Source organism: Paenibacillus sp. OAE614 (genome assembly GCF_040546645.1).
GTDB classification, from domain to species: Bacteria; Bacillota; Bacilli; order Paenibacillales; family Paenibacillaceae; genus Paenibacillus_AQ; species Paenibacillus_AQ favisporus.
The window spans coordinates 1130217-1146972 of the sequence record NZ_JBEPOD010000001.1; the positions used below are offsets into that span (position 1 = coordinate 1130217).

Annotated in this window: 17 protein-coding genes and 1 pseudogene; 10 read left to right on the plus strand and 8 right to left on the minus strand. The window is 54.8% G+C overall.

Going from position 1 to position 16756, the window contains the following annotated elements:
- Positions 1-29: 29 nt before the first annotated feature.
- The 3 genes and pseudogenes from ABIE48_RS05675 to ABIE48_RS05685 all read right to left on the minus strand — a co-directional run bounded on the left by ABIE48_RS05675 (position 30) and on the right by ABIE48_RS05685 (position 2809).
- A pseudogene (locus ABIE48_RS05675) lies at positions 30-894 on the minus strand (metal ABC transporter permease).
- Positions 894-1652 carry a metal ABC transporter ATP-binding protein gene (locus ABIE48_RS05680; protein WP_145024966.1) on the minus strand — a complete coding sequence of 253 codons (759 nt, stop codon included), beginning with the start codon at positions 1650-1652 and terminating at the stop codon, positions 894-896. The pseudogene ABIE48_RS05675 and the gene ABIE48_RS05680 overlap by 1 nt, the downstream one beginning before the upstream one ends.
- A gap of 248 nt (positions 1653-1900) precedes the next feature.
- Positions 1901-2809, minus strand: a complete 909-nt coding sequence (locus tag ABIE48_RS05685; RefSeq protein ID WP_186326007.1) for a LysR family transcriptional regulator — start codon at positions 2807-2809, stop codon at positions 1901-1903.
- Positions 2810-3006: 197 nt separating this feature from the next.
- On the opposite strand from ABIE48_RS05685, the gene ABIE48_RS05690 reads away from it, so the two are divergent.
- The 4 genes from ABIE48_RS05690 to pstB all read left to right on the plus strand — a co-directional run bounded on the left by ABIE48_RS05690 (position 3007) and on the right by pstB (position 6659).
- Positions 3007-3951, plus strand: a complete 945-nt coding sequence (locus ABIE48_RS05690; RefSeq protein WP_145024962.1) for a phosphate ABC transporter substrate-binding protein PstS family protein — start codon at positions 3007-3009, stop codon at positions 3949-3951.
- A gap of 172 nt (positions 3952-4123) precedes the next feature.
- Positions 4124-4990, plus strand: coding sequence for a phosphate ABC transporter permease subunit PstC (gene pstC / locus ABIE48_RS05695; protein WP_260869391.1), 867 nt, complete (start codon positions 4124-4126; stop codon positions 4988-4990).
- Positions 4987-5883 (plus strand): phosphate ABC transporter permease PstA, encoded by an 897-nt coding sequence (gene pstA / locus ABIE48_RS05700; RefSeq protein ID WP_076170281.1) that lies wholly within the window; start codon positions 4987-4989, stop codon positions 5881-5883. The genes pstC and pstA overlap by 4 nt, the downstream gene beginning before the upstream one ends.
- Positions 5884-5888: 5 nt before the next feature.
- Positions 5889-6659: a phosphate ABC transporter ATP-binding protein PstB gene (gene pstB, locus ABIE48_RS05705; RefSeq protein WP_084203887.1), complete on the plus strand. Its 771-nt coding sequence runs from the start codon at positions 5889-5891 to the stop codon at positions 6657-6659.
- 147 nt (positions 6660-6806) lie between these two features.
- Here the strand turns inward: pstB and ABIE48_RS05710 are convergent, their stop codons facing one another.
- The 5 genes from ABIE48_RS05710 to ABIE48_RS05730 all read right to left on the minus strand — a co-directional run bounded on the left by ABIE48_RS05710 (position 6807) and on the right by ABIE48_RS05730 (position 12759).
- Complete coding sequence (locus ABIE48_RS05710) at positions 6807-7229, minus strand: universal stress protein (protein ID WP_192715093.1); 423 nt, start codon at positions 7227-7229, stop codon at positions 6807-6809.
- Positions 7230-7243: 14 nt separating this feature from the next.
- The gene (locus ABIE48_RS05715) at positions 7244-8461 is read right to left on the minus strand and encodes an MFS transporter (RefSeq protein ID WP_089546024.1); all 1218 of its coding nucleotides are present in this window, start codon (positions 8459-8461) and stop codon (positions 7244-7246) included.
- Between the two features lie 107 nt (positions 8462-8568).
- The gene (locus ABIE48_RS05720; RefSeq protein WP_076170277.1) at positions 8569-9015 is read right to left on the minus strand and encodes a MerR family transcriptional regulator; all 447 of its coding nucleotides are present in this window, start codon (positions 9013-9015) and stop codon (positions 8569-8571) included.
- Positions 9016-9463: 448 nt separating this feature from the next.
- The gene (locus ABIE48_RS05725) at positions 9464-11620 is read right to left on the minus strand and encodes an ATP-dependent Clp protease ATP-binding subunit (protein WP_192715091.1); all 2157 of its coding nucleotides are present in this window, start codon (positions 11618-11620) and stop codon (positions 9464-9466) included.
- A 545-nt stretch (positions 11621-12165) separates the two neighbouring features.
- Entirely contained in the window at positions 12166-12759 is a 594-nt protein-coding gene (locus tag ABIE48_RS05730; protein WP_076170275.1) for a helix-turn-helix domain-containing protein, read from the minus strand.
- A 313-nt stretch (positions 12760-13072) separates the two neighbouring features.
- Between ABIE48_RS05730 and ABIE48_RS05735 the strand changes: the two genes are divergently transcribed.
- The 6 genes from ABIE48_RS05735 (at position 13073) to ABIE48_RS05760 (ending at position 16718) form a co-directional block, all read left to right on the plus strand.
- Positions 13073-14233 (plus strand): polysaccharide deacetylase family protein, encoded by a 1161-nt coding sequence (locus tag ABIE48_RS05735; RefSeq protein ID WP_354518485.1) that lies wholly within the window; start codon positions 13073-13075, stop codon positions 14231-14233.
- Positions 14234-14349: 116 nt separating this feature from the next.
- Complete coding sequence (locus ABIE48_RS05740; protein ID WP_076170273.1) at positions 14350-14766, plus strand: phage holin family protein; 417 nt, start codon at positions 14350-14352, stop codon at positions 14764-14766.
- Positions 14767-14854: 88 nt separating this feature from the next.
- Positions 14855-15142 (plus strand): Dabb family protein, encoded by a 288-nt coding sequence (locus tag ABIE48_RS05745; RefSeq protein WP_076170272.1) that lies wholly within the window; start codon positions 14855-14857, stop codon positions 15140-15142.
- Between the two features lie 155 nt (positions 15143-15297).
- The gene (locus tag ABIE48_RS05750; protein WP_192715089.1) at positions 15298-15723 is read left to right on the plus strand and encodes a DUF86 domain-containing protein; all 426 of its coding nucleotides are present in this window, start codon (positions 15298-15300) and stop codon (positions 15721-15723) included.
- A gap of 185 nt (positions 15724-15908) precedes the next feature.
- Positions 15909-16373, plus strand: coding sequence for a hypothetical protein (locus ABIE48_RS05755; RefSeq protein ID WP_076170270.1), 465 nt, complete (start codon positions 15909-15911; stop codon positions 16371-16373).
- Positions 16374-16376: 3 nt separating this feature from the next.
- Positions 16377-16718: a YtxH domain-containing protein gene (locus ABIE48_RS05760; protein WP_145135734.1), complete on the plus strand. Its 342-nt coding sequence runs from the start codon at positions 16377-16379 to the stop codon at positions 16716-16718.
- The last annotated feature ends 38 nt before the right edge of the window (positions 16719-16756 follow it).

The following is a 16756-nucleotide window of genomic DNA, read 5'->3' on the forward strand; positions in this document are numbered from 1 at the left end:
GAACCCTGCTGCCTTCCGGGCAGACGGCGTCAAAGGCCTTTCAGCGCCGCCTTTTTGCGCCGGGAACGGAAATGCCGCCACAGGACGCCCTGTTTTGGTGAAAAGGCCAATGCCAGCATGAACCAGATAGCTGACGCGAGCACGATGGCTGCACCGGAGGCGAGATTGTATTTGACGCTGAAATACAGCCCCACCACGGCTGATAACGCGCCAAAGCCGGCAGCCAGATAAATCATCACCCACAGCCGGTTGGTCAGCAGATAAGCGGTGGAGGCGGGGGGTGATCAGCATAGCGACGACGAGGATGATGCCGACGGTCTGCAGGGAGGCGACGGTCACAAGGGTGAGCAGGGTCATCAGCAGGTAATGGATAAGCCGCCCGGGAAGCCCGTATGCCGCGGACATAACCGGATCGAACGAGCTGACCAGCAGCTCTTTATAGAACAAGTAGACGACCGCGGCGATTACGATGCCAATGATCAGCGTGATCCACATGTCGGAGGCGCGGACCGCAAGCACGTTGCCGAACAGGATGTGGTACAGGTCGGTCGAGCTTTTCGCAAAGGTAATCAGGATGATGCCGATGGCAAAAAAGGACGTAAACACGATACCGATAGCCGAGTCGTTTTTGATCCGGCTGTTTTGGCTGACGTATCCGATGCCGAGCGCCGTCAGCACGCCCGTCACCACGGCGCCGAAAAAGAAGTTGATGCCCAGCATGTAGGACAGGGCGACGCCGGGCAGGACCGCATGGGAAATCGCGTCGCCCATGAGCGCCATGCCGCGCAGAATGATGAAACAGCCGATAATGCCGCAGATCATTCCGACCATGACCGAGGTCAGCAGCGCTTTTTGCAAAAAGCCGTATTCCAGGATTCCGCTCAGAAATTCCATTACACACCCACTCCGTTCTTTTCAAGAAAGGTCAGCTGCGCCGCATAAGCCTGGCTGAGAATGTCCGGACGGCAGACTTCGCGGGCCGGACCTGCCTTTATCAGCTCGCCGTTAAGCAGCACAAGCCCGTCGAAATACACTTCCGCCTTGCTCAAATCGTGATGGACCACGAGCACCGTGCGGTTCTGATCCCGAAGCTCCTTCAAAATGGCGACGATCGTCTCCTCGCTGGCGGCGTCCACGCCGACGAAGGGCTCATCCAGGCAGAACAGCTCCGCCTCCTGGGCAAGTGCCCGGGCCAGAAATACGCGCTGCTGCTGTCCGCCGGACAGCTCGCCGATCTGCCGGGAGCCGAAATCCTCCATGCCGACCTTCTCCAGGCAGTGGTAGGCCAGCTCTTTATGCTGCCGCCGCGGCCTCTTGAGCAGGCCGAGCTTCGGGTAGGTGCCGAGCAGGACGGTATCGATCACTGTAATCGGGAACGTCATGTCGATTTCGCTGCGCTGCGGAACATAGGCGATGCGGGTCCGGGCTTCCTTGACGCTGCCGCCGAGGATGCGAACCTCGCCGTGATCCCGCGGAATCAGTTCAAGGAGCGACTTCATCAGCGTGGATTTGCCAGCTCCGTTAGGTCCGATAATACCGGTCATACTGCCGGGAAGCAGCGTAAAACTGACGCCGCGAAGGGCATCCTTGCCGTGATAGGAGACGAATAGGCTGTCGACGGACACCGAAGGGTCGCGGTGACGGGGGAGCATAGCATAAACCTCCTTTGGATTATGAAAACTCTGACATAAGTTTCTCTTGGGACAAATTAATGCACATATATAAAAATTTTTACCTAAGGAAACTTTATTGAGTATAGGCTAAAACAGATGGGGAGAATTGTAAAGTGTTTTTTTACCTGGGTTGTCCGTTTTTCGTAGGGTAAGACGAGGTAGAAACAGTTGTAGTATGCGGGGCGATCATAGGGGGCGGAGCCCAAAAAAGCCCCGATTCCGTGGAATCAGGGCTTCATATCCTGCTCGGTGATTTGCTGTTTGACGAACTGCTTGAACTGCTCCCTGAGCGGCGAATAGGGCTGATCGGCATGATAGGCCATATAGGCCTTGACCGATTTGCCTGCGGGTCCGGGGGCGGGCAAGTATTGGAGACTTCCGGCGGCGAGCTCGCTTGCGATGCCGGACAAGGGATAGAAGGAGATGAAATCCCCGTCCTCTACCGTGTGCTTGACCGACTCCGGCGAATTGATGATCATGCGTTCCCACAGGTGGATTCCGCTCTCGATCGCGTAGGTCCGGGTGAAGTCCCGCATAAAAGAGCCTTCGGCATGCTGGATGAAGAAGTGTTGGGCGACCAGCTGGTCGCTCAGCGATTTCAGGCTAGAGAAAGGGTGTCCTGGCGCAAAAATGACGACAAGCTCGTCTTCCAGTAGCAAGTCCTCCTTGATGCCGGCAGCCGCTACGTCCTGCGAGTAATAGAAGGACAGGTCCACTTCATGGTTGTAGTGCAGCTCCTGAATGGTCCTGCTGGGCTGAACGGTCAGCTCGATCTGGATGCCGGGATACTGCCGGCAGAACCGGTTGACGAGCCTGGGCAGGTGAATCGTCCCCATCAGGCTGTCGGCGCCGATATGAAGAATGCCCTTGCCCAAATCGGCGTAGTCCTGCACTGCCTTCCGGGCCTCGACGGCCAGCCCCGTCATTTTGACGGCGTAAGGGTATAACGCCTTGCCGGCGTCGGTTAAGAGGATGCGGCCCCGCCTGGACTCGAAGAGGGCGATGCCCAGCTCTTCCTCTAAGCTTTTCATATGAAAGGTGACGGTCGGCTGTTTCATATCCAGCTCCTTGGCTACGTCGGTTACCTTCTTGTATTTTTCAATATAAACAAGGATTTGCAATTTTAACAAATTCAACGATGATTCCCCCTCGGTCACGTCCGATTCCTCTTTATTATAGAATTAATCTATGGACTCATAAAGATTATATTCCGATATTTATCTTTCTTTTTACAAAACGCATCATTTTACAAAATGATAGAGAACTACAATGAACTTGTCGGTAAACTTCATAGAGTTACACGGCAAACCAAAATGGGGGGAAACATTAGATTATGAAATTCAAAAAACCGTTACTTATGTTTTGTACGTTGGTCCTGGTACTTATGCTGGCTGCCTGCGGCAGCAAAAACAACGCAACCTCAGACGGCAGCAGTGCTGCGGGAACAACCACGACTGAAGATAAACCGGCGGCAGAGGAAACGCTCAGCGGTTCCGTTCTTGCTGTAGGATCCACCGCGCTTCAACCGCTCGTCGAGCAAGTGGCGCAAAAATTCATGGGCGAGTCCCAATATTCCCAAATCCAAGTTCAAGTTCAAGGCGGCGGCAGCGGCACCGGCCTGACTCAAGTTTCCGGCGGCCAAGCCAACATCGGCAACTCCGACGTATTTGCTGAAGAAAAGCTGGATGCAGACAAAGCCAAAGAACTCGTTGACCATCAAGTGGCCGTTGTAGCCATGGCGGCTGTAACGAATCCTGACGCTGGCGTAGACAGCCTGACGAAGCAGCAGCTAGTTGATATTTTCACAGGTAAAGTCACGAACTGGAAAGACGTTGGCGGCAAGGATGAAAAGATCGTTATCGTCAACCGTCCTGCAAGCTCCGGTACCCGCGCAACGTTTGAAAAATATGCACTCGGAACGAAGACCGAAGACCTGCAAGGTTCGATCCAAGAAGATTCTTCCGGTACAGTGAAAAAGATCATTTCCGAAACGCCAGGTGCCATCGGATACCTTGCTCTGTCCTACCTGGACGACAAAGTGAAAACTCTGAAATATGACGGTGTGGAAGCAACGGAAGAGAACGTAGCCTCCGGGAAATACCCAGTATGGGCTTACGAGCACATGTATACCAAAGGTGAGCCTGCTCCGGAAGTGAAGGCGTTCCTGGACTACATGACTTCGGATGCTGTGCAAAACGGCGACGTGGTTGAGCTCGGATACATTCCGGCTTCCAAAATGGAAGTGAAACGCGACAAGGATGGCAACATCACGAAATAACATCAGGTTCCTTGAGCTCTCATGAAACACTGAATATGTACGACAAGAGGCGGAGAGACCAACTTCTGCCTCTATTTTCACTTTAGAAAGAAGGACAACGATGAAAGCTATAGATGAAAGGCCTGTAGGCATCGCTGACAACCCCCGTCCCGGACGGTTTAAAAAACATCATATGGAAGATTTCGCGGGACGCAGCTATACGACGATTTGCGCGATTCTGCTGATCGTCATTATTTTGTCCATCGTTTATTTTGTGGCTTCCAAAGGACTCGCGACTTTCTTCAAAGACGGCGTCAGCTTCAGCGAGTTTCTGTTCGGCTCCAAATGGGATCCGGACGGCAACCATGGCGAGCCGCAGTTCGGCGTCATGCCGTTTATTTTCGGCTCATTCGCGACGTCGATTCTGGCAGCGGTCATCGCCAGTCCGCTCAGCATTTGCGCATCGCTGTTCATGACGGAAATCGTACCGGGCTGGGGCAAAAAGCTGCTGCAGCCGGTCATTGAGCTGCTTGCCGGAATTCCGTCTGTCGTATACGGATTTGTCGGCCTGACGGTCATCGTTCCCGCCCTGCGCGACATGTTTCCCGGTCAGGGGATCGGGATCGCCGCGGGCTCGATCGTGCTGTCGGTCATGATCCTGCCGACGATTACGAGTATCGGTACCGACGCCCTGTCCTCGCTGCCGCGGGGCCTCAAGGAGTCTTCGTACGCACTTGGCGCAACGCGCTGGCAAACCATCTACAGAGTTATTCTGCCAACCGTGCTTCCTTCTATTCTGACCGGGGTGGTCCTCGGCATGGCCCGCGCCTTCGGGGAAGCGCTGGCGGTACAGATGGTCATCGGGAATGCGCCGCATATTCCGCGGTCGCTGTTCGAATCCGCCTCAACGCTGACCAGCGTCATTACGCTGGATATGGGCAACACCGTCATGGGCACCGCGCACAGTAACGCGTTGTGGAGCATGGCGCTCGCACTCATGTTCATGACCTTTATCTTCGTCGTTATCGTTCGCCTGCTCGAAAGGAGAAATCGGATTTGAAAGCTAAAGCCGCTGACAAAATTGCAACAGCCATTATTGTGGTGTTTTCCCTATTAATCGTGGCGGTTCTGCTCGGACTGCTCGGATTTATTCTGTACCGGGGACTCAGCCACATCAGTTGGCACTTCCTGACTTCAGTGCCCCAAACGATCCGGGAGGGCGGCGGCATCGGTCCGCAGCTGTTTAACTCCTTGTTCCTGCTGGTACTGACGCTTATTATTACAATTCCGCTGGGCCTGGGTGCCGGCATCTATATGGCCGAGTACGCCAAGCCAGGCAAGATCACTGGAGCAATCCGCCTCGTCGTCGAGGTGCTGTCCTCGTTTCCGTCTATCGTCGTCGGCCTGTTCGGTCTGCTCCTGATCGTCAACACGTTCGGCTTTGGTTTTTCGCTCTTCTCAGGCGCGTTGGTGCTGACGATCTTTAATCTGCCGCTCATGGTCCGCATCACGGAGCAGGCGTTCCGCAGCGTACCGAAGGAGCAGAAGGAAGCGGGACTTGCGCTCGGATTATCGAAATGGAAAATCATCACGTCCGTGCTGTTTCCCGTCGCCCTGCCGAGCATCGTGACCGGTACGGTTCTGGCGGCAGGACGTGTATTCGGGGAAGCGGCAGCGCTCCTGTTTACCGCAGGGATGTCCACGCCGCGCCTTGATTTTACCAACTGGAACCCGCTGAGCCCGACGTCGCCGATCAATCCGTTCCGACCGGCAGAAACGCTGGCCGTGCATATCTGGAAAATCAACAGTGAGGGCATTGCGCCCGACGCGGCGGAAATTGCCGCCGGCGCTTCGGCGGTGCTCGTGATCCTCGTGCTTGTCTTCAACCTGTTTGCCCGCTGGTTCGGCAACCTGCTCTACAAGATCATGACGGCATCCAAACGAATGGGATAGGAGAAATGAGCATGCAACAATCATCGACTACATTCCGCACTGAAAACCTGAGCGTGTTTTACGGGGCGTACGAAGCCGTGAAGAACATCAGCCTGACCTTCCCGGACAAGAGCGTTACCGCGCTTATCGGCCCGTCCGGCTGCGGGAAATCGACGTTTCTGCGGTCCCTGAACCGAATGAACGACGAGATCTCCCAGGCCGTGATCAAGGGGAAGATCTGGATCGGCGGGGAGGACATCAACGATCCTTCCACCGACGTCATTCAGCTGCGGCAAAAAATCGGAATGGTATGGCAGAAGCCGAATCCATTTTATAAATCCATTTACGAAAATATCGCTTTTGGACCGAAGTACCATGGCGTGAAAAATAAAAAAGAGCTCGACCAGATCGTCGAGTCCAGCCTGCGCAAAGCGGCGCTGTGGGACGAAGTGAAGGACCGCCTGAAGCAGTCCGCCTTGTCGCTCTCGGGCGGCCAGCAGCAGCGCCTGTGCATTGCGCGCGCCTTGTCGGTCAACCCGGGGATTCTGCTCCTTGATGAGCCGGCGTCGGCCCTCGATCCGGTTTCGACCTCGAAGGTCGAGGAACTGATCGTCGAGCTCAAGAAAGAGCTGAGCATCGTCATCGTGACGCACAACATGCAGCAGGCCGCACGGATTTCCGATTATACGGCGTATTTCTACCTTGGCACGCTGATGGAGCATAACGATACGGAAATTATTTTCACCAACCCGGCCAATGCCATGACCCAGGAGTATATCTCCGGACGGTTTGGATGAGCCGCCGTTTGCAGCACAGCAAAAAGCCGTCTCCCCAGAAGATGAATGGGGGGACGGCTTATTTGTTTTATAAAGATTTATAAGGTCCGGGGTCCCAGCAAGGATTTGAATCCATGTTGGAGCAAAAACTCCACTTTGTGGGGAGGGTTAGCGGACGATCATCACCGGACAGTGCGCATGCTGGACGACGCTGTGGCTGACGCTGCCGATCAGCATTTCCGACACGAGGCCCATGCCCCGGCTGCCCATCACGATCAGGTCGGCCGACTCTTCCTTGGCTGTCTGGCAGATGACCTTGGCCGGATCGCCGGTTTTGCTGACCGTGCGGAAGGCGATTCCCGAGCGGCTCGCTTCTTCGGTGGCCGGGGCGAGTATTTTTTCGCCTTCCTGGCGGATATGCTCCTCCAGATCTACGCCTACCGGCGGTTCATTGATAGAAACGGTCGGGTTGACGTGCAGAACCACGAGCTCGGGAGCGGTATTCAGGCTCTGCACAAGCGATACGGCGGAATCCAGCGCATGCCGGGCATGCTTGGATCCGTCGACGGGTACGAGAATATGTGAGTACATATATAAGAACCTCCTTAATGGCCTTCTGCCCGGTCAACATGGGCAAGCTTGCGGCGGGATACGAGCAGGGCGACGACGCCGAGGAAGACCATGACGGCACCGAAGTAGAACGGAGTCTCGGCATGGTACCACTCGGACAGCTTGCCGGCGAGCCATGGAGAGACGGCACCGCCGAGGAAGCGGACGAAGCTGTATGCCGCGGAAGCGACGGAACGCTCCACCGGAGCGGCCTGCATGACGGCCGTGGTGATCAGCGTGTTGTTGATGCCCAGGAAGATCCCGGCCACGATGACGCAGACAATAACGGTTTGTGGCGAGTGATTATACGTGCCGATGCCCATAATGAGCAGCACGATCGTAAACAGCGTAAGCACCGCTGCAATGGACGACACGACGCTGAAGCGCTTCTGCAGCTTCGGAGCGACGAATACCGACGTGAAGGCAAGCAGAATGCCCCACCCGAAGAAGACATAACCCAGGCCGTGCTCATCCAGGTCCATGACGTACGGCGAGTACGCCATCAGGGTGAAGAAGCCGAAGTTATACAGGAATGCTGTAATTCCAAGGATCAGCAGCGCCGGATAGGACAGCGCCTTGAACGGGTCGGCCAGCGTGCTGGCTTTTTTCGGCTTGGGCACGTTCGGAAGCATAAACGTAACGAAAATAAATCCGATGGCCATCAGCACGGCCACGCCGAAGAACGGTCCGCGCCAGGAGATGGAGCCCAGCTCGCCGCCCAGCAGCGGTCCGACAGAAATCCCGAGACCGAGCGCGGCTTCATATAAAATGATCGCTTTGGCCGTGCCGGACGTGGACAGCCCGACGATCGCGGACAGCGCGGTGGCGATGAAGAGGGCGTTGCCGAGTCCCCAGCCGCCGCGGAAACCGACGATGCCGCCGATGGAGTTCGACAGACCGCCCAGCGCCGCGAAGATGACGATGAGCAGCATACCGGTCAGCAGCGTCTTCTTGATGCCGATCCGGCTGGAAATGACGCCGGTAATCAGCATCGCTACGCCGGTTACCAGGTTGTAGCTCGTGAACAGGAGCGAAACCTGGCTCTTGGATGCGTGCAGCTGCTCAGCGATGGCCGGCAGAATCGGGTCAACCAGGCCGAGGCCCATAAAAGAGATGATACAGGCAAAAGCGATCGCCCATACCGCCTTCGGCTGGGACAACAGCCCTCCTTGGCGCTGTTCCAGCTCAAGGGGCTGCGAAGCATTGGTTTTCATAAGTAACATTACCTCCATTTTGATGAATCATGTATTTTCAAGTTTTCATGAATCTCCACAACAAAAAAACGTCTGTCGACGCCCTTGCATAGACGCGTGCAGCGGCTTCAGCTTTCCTGGGAATCGGTTTCCTCGTCGAATTTGCGGATGAAATCATCCAGCCGCGTCTGCGTTTGTTCCAGTTCCTGCTGCATAAGGCGCATTTTTTCCACTTTGGTGCGCAGCATCTGAAGCTGTTCTTCCAGCATCTCGCTCATATGGGTCAATTGCTGCCTCCGATGAGCCCGGCTGGTCATGTCATGGTAGGTCTGGTGGTGCAGCTTGTAAGCGTCCGATACGGATAAGTACGAAACCAGCTCCTGCAGGCTGAAACCGAGAATTTCTTTGGCATTGACGATCTTCTTCAAGTACTCGATGTCCTCGCGGGTATAGAGGCGGGTGCCTCCTTCGCTCCGTTCAGGGGTTGGAAAAACGCCGATCTCTTCGTAATAACGGATCGTTCGCTTCGTCAAGCCGCACTCTCGGGCGACATCGTCGATTTTATATTCATCCATTTCCTTCCTCCCTCAAAGATTCCCGGGTAACATTACCCATTGTAATCCTGACTAACGTTAACGTCAACGTTAAATTTATGAAACGAAAAATATATTTCTTTCGTCCTATTTATCGTGGATTGCGGTTGTCGGCTTAGTATGCCCGGTGTTCTCCGTTTATGTGCGGCGTCCGTCCGTGGCCGGGTGAAGGGCTTTTTCGTTGAACATTTCATTATGTTTCACGGTCGAAAGGCAGGGCTGTGCGTCGCGGAGTGCTCAGAGGGTGAGGGGGGAGAAGAGGGGCTGGTGCTTTATAGCGGGCATCTGGAACAGCGAAGGGAGAAGGGAGAGCTGGCCGTGTTGTGCGAGTCCTGATTGTCTGTACACATAAAAAAGCTGTCCCATACCGCGTGGCGGTTAAGGGACAGCTTTCTAAATTAAGGCTGATAAGCTGGCTATTCGGCGGACGTTAAGCGCGAACGACGCGAACTTGGTCTGCTTCCAGTTCGACACGAATCTCCTTAACGTCTTCGTCGTCCAGCAGCAAATCGGTGATGCCGTCTTCCACATGCTGGGAAATAACGCGGCGGAGCGGACGGGCGCCAAAGGCCGGATCGTAACCCAGTTCGGCCAGCTTGCGTTTCGCTTCGCCGGTCACGTCGAGGGAGATGCCGCGCTCCGACAGGGTAGCCGATACTTCGCTGAGCATATTGTCGACGATCGTTACGAGGTCTTCTTCCTTCAGCGAGGCAAACGGTACGATGCCGTCGAAGCGGTTCAGGAATTCAGGCCGGAAATAGCTGCCGAGCGAATCAAGAATCGAGCGGGTCTGCTCGGATTTGGCGGTGAAACCAACCATGATTTTCTTATCGGCGGCCGTGCCGGCGTTAGAAGTCATAATGATCACCGTATCCTTGAAGCTTACCGTACGCCCTTGGCTGTCGGTCAGACGGCCGTCATCCAACACCTGCAGGAACATATGCTGCACGTCCGGATGCGCCTTCTCGATCTCGTCGAGCAGGATAATGCTGTACGGGTTGCGGCGTACGCGTTCCGTCAGCTGGCCGGCTTCTTCATGACCGACGTATCCTGGTGGCGAACCGATCAGCTTGGAGACGGAGTGCCGCTCCATGTATTCGCTCATGTCGAGGCGAATCATCGAATCGGTGCTGCCGAACAGTTCTTCGGCCAGCGCCTTGGACAGTTCGGTCTTGCCGACGCCGGTCGGCCCGACGAACAGGAAGGACGCAATCGGCTTGGAGTCGCTGCGAAGTCCGGCGCGTCCGCGGCGAACGGCTTTGGCGACCTTGTCGACGGCTTCGCCCTGGCCGATGACGCGGCTTGCGAGGCGGGCGGCCAGATTTTTCATCTTGCCGCGCTCATCCGCCTGCAGCTTGCCGACCGGGATGCCGGTTTTACGCTCGATGATGTTCTGGATATCCTCCACAGTTACTTCGAACACCTCCCCGGCAGCGGCATCCCCGTTCAGACGCTGCTGCAGGTCGGCTTCCTCGTCGCGCAGTTTGGCGGCGAGCTCGTAGTTTTCATCGCGGGCGGCCGCGTCTTTCTCGATTGTGATCTGTTCCAGACGGGCGCGGATCTCGTCCGCACTGCCGACCGGAGCCCGCAGATTCAGCTTAGCGCCCGATTCGTCGAGCAGGTCGATCGCTTTATCGGGCAGGAAGCGGTCCTGGATATAGCGGCTGGACAGACGCACGCACGCTTCAAGCGTTTCGTCCGGATAGCGTACGCCGTGGAACTGCTCGTATTTCGGACGCAGCCCTTTCAAAATTTCGATCGTTTCCTCGGCGGTCGGCTCGTCGACTGTCACCGGCTGGAAGCGGCGCTCCAGCGCGGCGTCTTTCTCGATCTGACGGTATTCCTTAAGCGTCGTGGCGCCGATGACCTGCAGCTCGCCCCGTGCCAGCACCGGCTTCAGGATGTTGCCGGCGTCCATAGAGCCCTCTGCGGAGCCCGCGCCGACGAGCAGATGGATCTCGTCGATGAACAGCAGAACATTCTTACGCTGTTCCAGCTCGGCGATCAGCTGCTTGACCTTTTCTTCGAATTGCCCGCGAATGCCGGTTCCGGCTACGAGGGAGGCGACGTCGAGCGAATAGACTTCCTTGCTCCGCAGCTTCGCTGGTACGCTTCCCTCCGTAATGCGCAGCGCCAGCCCTTCGGCGATGGCCGTCTTGCCGACGCCCGGTTCGCCGATCAGCACCGGATTGTTCTTGTTCCGGCGGTTCAAAATTTCGATGACGCGGTCGATCTCTTCATCGCGGCCGATGACGTTATCGATCTTGCCGCCGCGCGCCGCGTCGTTCAGATTGCGTCCGAGCTGATCCAGCAGACCGCCGCCGCGCCGTCCGCTCTCTTGAGCGGCTGCTCTCGGAGGCTGCTGCGCCGCGCCGGATACCGGCTGGCCGGGTTGCATGAAGCCGCGGAACAAATCTTCCAGCGGAGAAGAATAGCTGCCGGAAGGACCAAAGCCGGCCGCAAACGGCACGCCGCCGTTTACTTTGGCATAGCAATCTTCGCAAAGAAACAATTTCTCGGATTTATGGTTGACAGTGAGGCTCAGACCTACGGTTGCCTGGTTATGATTACAATGTTGACAGCGCATGAAGGCATGCCCCTTTCGTTAGTTAATGGAATAATCAATCTTTGGATACTTCATCTGGATGTCCTAATCAAGAAAACAGCTGCCCGCGCCTTACGGGAGCAGGCCGCCGGAATAAAGGGATAAAAGTCAGAACTTCCGTCAGGACAAAGACGGCTGCACCGAAAGTCAAACTCCTAAAGAGGTTGTTCATGCAGTACAAGTTTGATCTTTTGCTCTGACTTTGACTTTCTTTGACCTTATTATACCTCACTTGGAACACATGTCAACAGGTTTTTAGTTATTTTTCGTAAGTATATAGAAAAAGGTTTGGGAGAAAGAACGGTTCGGCCTTTCGGCTTGCTTGAGTCGGAAAAAACGGCTGGAAGGCAAAGAAAAACGTCTATCGATGTACATTCGGAGAGTGTGGCACATTTAGCGGAAATTTTTTTTGCGATATAACCAAAGCCCGGGCCTCCCAAAGCATGAAAAAAGCCCTGCCGTCCGGAATGTCTCCGTAACAGCAGGGCGTACCTTGTATGATCAATGCGGTGAATAAGCCAAAAGTGTCATGATTCCTCGTCCTGCAATATGCAGTCGGCAAACAAAATGAATTTCGGGATGCGGAAAAATTGTTCCGCCCGGTCCTGAAAGCTGGCTGACGGCAGCGTCCCTTGGTGCAGCCATTTCCGGAACGTTCCGGGATGGATGTCCATCCATTCGCTGACGTCGCTGACGGACAGGTCGTGAACCATGCACAGCCCTGTTAGTATTTTGTTGCTGACAGGCGACCGGGTCAGCGTCCGGCGCATGAAGCGCGAAGAGGAAGGCTGACAGATGATCGGGCTTGTAGATGTGACGGTATGATTAAACAGAATGTGATGCGGATAGCCCAGGTATTGGCATACCTTGTCCAAATTCTTTTTTCCCGGGATCCGTCCTTCATATACCCAGGCGCTCACGCTCCGGGAAGAAACCGAAATGTCCTCAGCCAGCTGCGACAGCTTGATATCGTTGGCCATCAGGACAGCCAGCAGCACGCGGTTGCGGATTTGGCAGCGGGATGGCTTGCGGAAGCGTTTGACGCGGATTCCTTTTCCTAAGTATTTGCGATTGATCAGAGACCACGCCTGAATGGAATGCGGTTCTTGTTGTTTAGGCATATTTCCTCCGATGATTTTTCTTAAAATTCTACAATAGTTTCGGCTACGTTTTCAATAGTGCTATCGCCTGTTTCTGCAAGGTCCCGGTTTTCAGCCGAATGACCCGGGAATTTACGGTATCTCGTTGTCAAGTGAATAATAGGAACTATTTTTTCACTTCAACCCCAAAATGCTTCCAATTCAGTCATCAAACTGTTACCGAATTGAAATTGAACTCGCCAGCCGGGAAGGGTACAATGCAAGGGTGCTAGATTACTAGATTCGCGTATCTACGACATCTTAGCCAAATCCGAGAGAAAAAGGTTGGTAGATTATGTTGAAAAAGAAGTTGCATTACTCGAAATGGCTCTTATCATTCCTGCTTGTTTTTAGCACTGTACTTTCGGCAGAAGGAGGGCTGGCTACAGCCGCGGGCAGCACGGCGTCCTCTGTCAAGGCTTCCGTCTTTGTCGCTGTCAATGACAAGCTGATCACTTACGACCAGCCCCAGCCGCTTATACATAACGGTACACTGTTTGTACCCGTCGCATCTACGGTTTCCCAAATGAATGCGTCGGCGAAGTACGCCGCAGGCAAGCTGACCATTTCGCGCGGAAAGCAGGTGCTTGTCCTGACGGTTCCAGGGAAGGACGCCATTCTGAAAAACGGAAGAACGCTCGTCTCCCTGCGAAAGCTGACCGACAAGTTCGGCTACCAAATTTCCTACAACGCCGCCCAGTCGCTGTACCGTGCGGTGAACAGCTCCGCCTCCTTGACGGACCATCAGCTGGCGCTGAAATACAGCACGTATATCAAGGAACATAAGAAGACGGCTGTCCAGAAGCCTTCCACGGGGAACGGCACGACGGCGCAGCAGGGCAGCAAAGTGATCTACATTACGTTCGACGACGGTCCGAATGCAGGTACGACCCGCCTGCTCGACGTGCTGGACCGCAATCAGGTGAAGGCGACCTTCTTTATGCTGGGAAATAACATCGCTTCGCATCCGTCAGCGGTCCGCAGGATCGTGAAGGAAGGGCATGGGGCCGGCCTGCACGGCATGAGCCACCAGAAAAATACGTTCTACGCTTCACCTTCGTCCGCCCTGGGTGAGATGAACACCGATAACGACAAGCTGCACGCCGCTGCTGGCGTTTACACGAAAATGATCCGCCCGCCTTATGGAAGCAAGCCGTATTTTACTCAGAGCTACCGGGATTTGACGGCTTCGTACGGCTACCATCTGTGGGATTGGAACATTGATTCGGACGACTGGCGCTACAAGAGCAATCCGCAGACGATTTATAACAACGTGCTGGGAGATGTGAAGGCCATGAAGAAGAGAGGGGTTACCCCGATCGTGCTCTTCCATGACCAGACGGCGACCACGTCGATTCTGGACAAGCTGATCAAAGCGCTGAAAGCCGAAGGTTACACGTTCAAGCCGCTGACCAACAGCACGCCGCCGGTCAACTTCTGGAACGACAAACGGTAAGACCAATCGCCCTGCAAATCTATGAAATAGGCCCGTGATGGAAGATATCCGGCTGCGCAGATTCCTCTCTCCTTTCATACTCATATAAGAGATGGTAGGAAAGGAGGGGCTGTGAGATGAATCATCTGGTTGTTAACGGCATCAGTGCGGCCGCTGGCGGAATTCTTACCGTTGTATTGGGAGGGTGGGATCAGCTGCTTACGGTGTTTCTGATCACCATACTCATCGACTATGCAACAGGGGTTCTGGCCTCCATCAAGGAAGGATCCGGCTTGGACAGCCAGGTCGGATTCTGGGGTCTTACCCGGAAAGCGCTGATGCTGCTCGTCATCGTCCTTGCGCACCAGATGGACGTGCTGATCGGCAGCGGGAGCGACGTCATCAAGACGGGGGCGATCTATTTTTACATGTCCAACGAACTCATATCGATTACCGAAAATTACGGACGGCTTGGCCTGCCCCTGCCGGATAAAATCCGCCAGCTCATCGCCGTTTTGCGAAATAAAGACAAAGGTAACGGTCCCGATCTGTGACGGTTCTTCATGTTTCCTTTCCCTGAGGGGGAGGATATGGTATATTTTTCTCAGTACACTTTTCGAATGGGACAAGGAGCATGATACCATGATTAAGCATATCGTCTTCTTTAAATTAAAGGACAGATCACCGGAAAGTATTGAACGCACCGCCGCAGTCCTCCGCAATATGGAGGGGAAGATCCCGCAGCTCGTATCGATTGAGGTTGGACTCGACGTCATCCATTCGGAACGTTCTTTTGATATCGCGCTGGTGACAGAGCTTGCATCGCTTGAAGATTTGCAGGCTTACCAGGTTCATCCTGAGCACCAGATCGTGATCCGCCACATCAACGAAGTGAAAGACGTATCCGTGAGTGTGGACTACGAATTCTAAAGAATAGGAAGAATGGGACATGAGCGATTTAGAATATCCAATGGAGACCTTATTCCTGCTCATCGTATTTATTGCGGCCTTGTTTGTCATGTTATTCTGGCTGAAGCGCCGCGGAAAACGGGACAAATAAATTTCCACATCATGGAGGTAAGGCCGTGTATTACGTGAACCAGGAACAAATTCAGCGGCGTCTGGAAGCGATTCCGGACATCGTGGAAGCATTGAAGCAGGTTGCCGGGAATTGGGATAGCGAGATTGTGTCCGGTTTCGTTCAGGAACGGGCGCTGCATTTGGCCATCGAGGTCGTAACCGATGTCGGCAGCTATTTAATTGATGGATTTATTATGCGCGACGCAAGCAGCTACGAGGATATCGTAGAAATTACGCATGAGGAGCGCGTGTTTGACGATGAAGTGTTTGCCGTGCTGGCGGAGCTCGTCAGTCTCCGCAAACCGTTGGTGCAGGAATATTACGCATGGGACCGGAGAATCCTGCACAAGCTGACCCCGGTCTTGCCGGACATTCTCGAACAGTTTTCCGTGCAGGTGCGTGATTATTTGAAGCAGGAGCTGGGTGCGTAATCCGGTTCTCCGCCGCAGCGGCATAGGTTGTTATTGGCCCGTCCATGGGAATGGACGGGCCTTTTTGTGTTTCTGCAGATTTTTTTTAAAAAATAGCGCCCATTTTGTGTCAAGACAACCCCGCCCTGCTTATAATACACCATCAACTAGGCATTAGCCCGGCTGGGCGAAGGGAGTGAAACATCATGGCGGAATGGGGCTATATACTCATCGCTTGCGGATTTATCATGTTCGCTGTTGTGGCAATGATCCTTCTACATACGCTGAGAAGAGTACTGCTGCGGGCGGAATCCGTTCTGGGGAAGGCGGGAGCCGACATGACACAGCTGGCTGCAGAATCCAGGGAGCTGCTGACACAGGCATCCTCAACACTGTCGCTTCTGCATGAGCGGGTGGAAGACATCGAACCGTTCAGTTCATCGCTGCGGCTGGCTGGCGAAACTTTAACCGGCACGCTGGAGCGGGTGGATTCGATTTCGAAGCTCGTCACCGATTCCGCCATGGAGCGCCTGGAGAAAGCCCACCGCGACAACGAGCTTCGGCTCGCGGAAGCGTTCCGGTGGCTGGATGTGGGGCTGTCGGTATGGCACTCCTGGAAGCAGGAGGCTTACCCGCCGGGAACGGTGCCATCAAGCGAAAAGGAGAGATGAGATATGAAGGAAAAGAATAAAAGCCTGCTGTGGGGCGCATTGGTCGGAAGTATTGTAGGGTCGGTAACCGCGCTGCTGCTTGCGCCGAAATCCGGGAAAGAACTGCGTCAGGATATTGCGGAGGGCGCACGCACGGTTGGCGGCAAAACCCAGGAATGGGCCGGCAAGGTGAAAGATACCGCAGGCAACGTCATCGCCGATATCCAGTCCTGGCGCAAGTCCAAGGCTGACGGGGAAGAAGCCGGCGAATTGGCCCAGATCTCCTCTTTCTCGGAAGAAACTGCTGGCGAGCCCGATGAGTTCGAAGATTTCGATTTGACCGACGCCGAAGCGAAGCGGGACTAATTTGGAAGCAGGCATGGATTCGGAAACGTAAAACGCAG

Coding starts and splice junctions, on each gene's coding strand:
- ABIE48_RS05680 (WP_145024966.1), bottom strand. CDS start 1,652: ATGCTCCCCCGTCACCGCGACCCTTCGGTGTCCGTCGACAGCCTATTC.
- ABIE48_RS05745 (WP_076170272.1), top strand. CDS start 14,855: ATGATTAAGCATATCGTCTTCTTTAAATTAAAGGACAGATCACCGGAA.
- pstC (WP_260869391.1), top strand. CDS start 4,124: ATGGAAGATTTCGCGGGACGCAGCTATACGACGATTTGCGCGATTCTG.
- ABIE48_RS05735 (WP_354518485.1), top strand. CDS start 13,073: ATGTTGAAAAAGAAGTTGCATTACTCGAAATGGCTCTTATCATTCCTG.
- ABIE48_RS05710 (WP_192715093.1), bottom strand. CDS start 7,229: ATGTACTCACATATTCTCGTACCCGTCGACGGATCCAAGCATGCCCGG.
- ABIE48_RS05720 (WP_076170277.1), bottom strand. CDS start 9,015: ATGGATGAATATAAAATCGACGATGTCGCCCGAGAGTGCGGCTTGACG.
- ABIE48_RS05725 (WP_192715091.1), bottom strand. CDS start 11,620: ATGCGCTGTCAACATTGTAATCATAACCAGGCAACCGTAGGTCTGAGC.
- ABIE48_RS05715 (WP_089546024.1), bottom strand. CDS start 8,461: ATGAAAACCAATGCTTCGCAGCCCCTTGAGCTGGAACAGCGCCAAGGA.
- ABIE48_RS05690 (WP_145024962.1), top strand. CDS start 3,007: ATGAAATTCAAAAAACCGTTACTTATGTTTTGTACGTTGGTCCTGGTA.
- ABIE48_RS05730 (WP_076170275.1), bottom strand. CDS start 12,759: ATGCCTAAACAACAAGAACCGCATTCCATTCAGGCGTGGTCTCTGATC.
- ABIE48_RS05755 (WP_076170270.1), top strand. CDS start 15,909: ATGGCGGAATGGGGCTATATACTCATCGCTTGCGGATTTATCATGTTC.
- ABIE48_RS05760 (WP_145135734.1), top strand. CDS start 16,377: ATGAAGGAAAAGAATAAAAGCCTGCTGTGGGGCGCATTGGTCGGAAGT.
- pstB (WP_084203887.1), top strand. CDS start 5,889: ATGAGCATGCAACAATCATCGACTACATTCCGCACTGAAAACCTGAGC.
- ABIE48_RS05740 (WP_076170273.1), top strand. CDS start 14,350: ATGAATCATCTGGTTGTTAACGGCATCAGTGCGGCCGCTGGCGGAATT.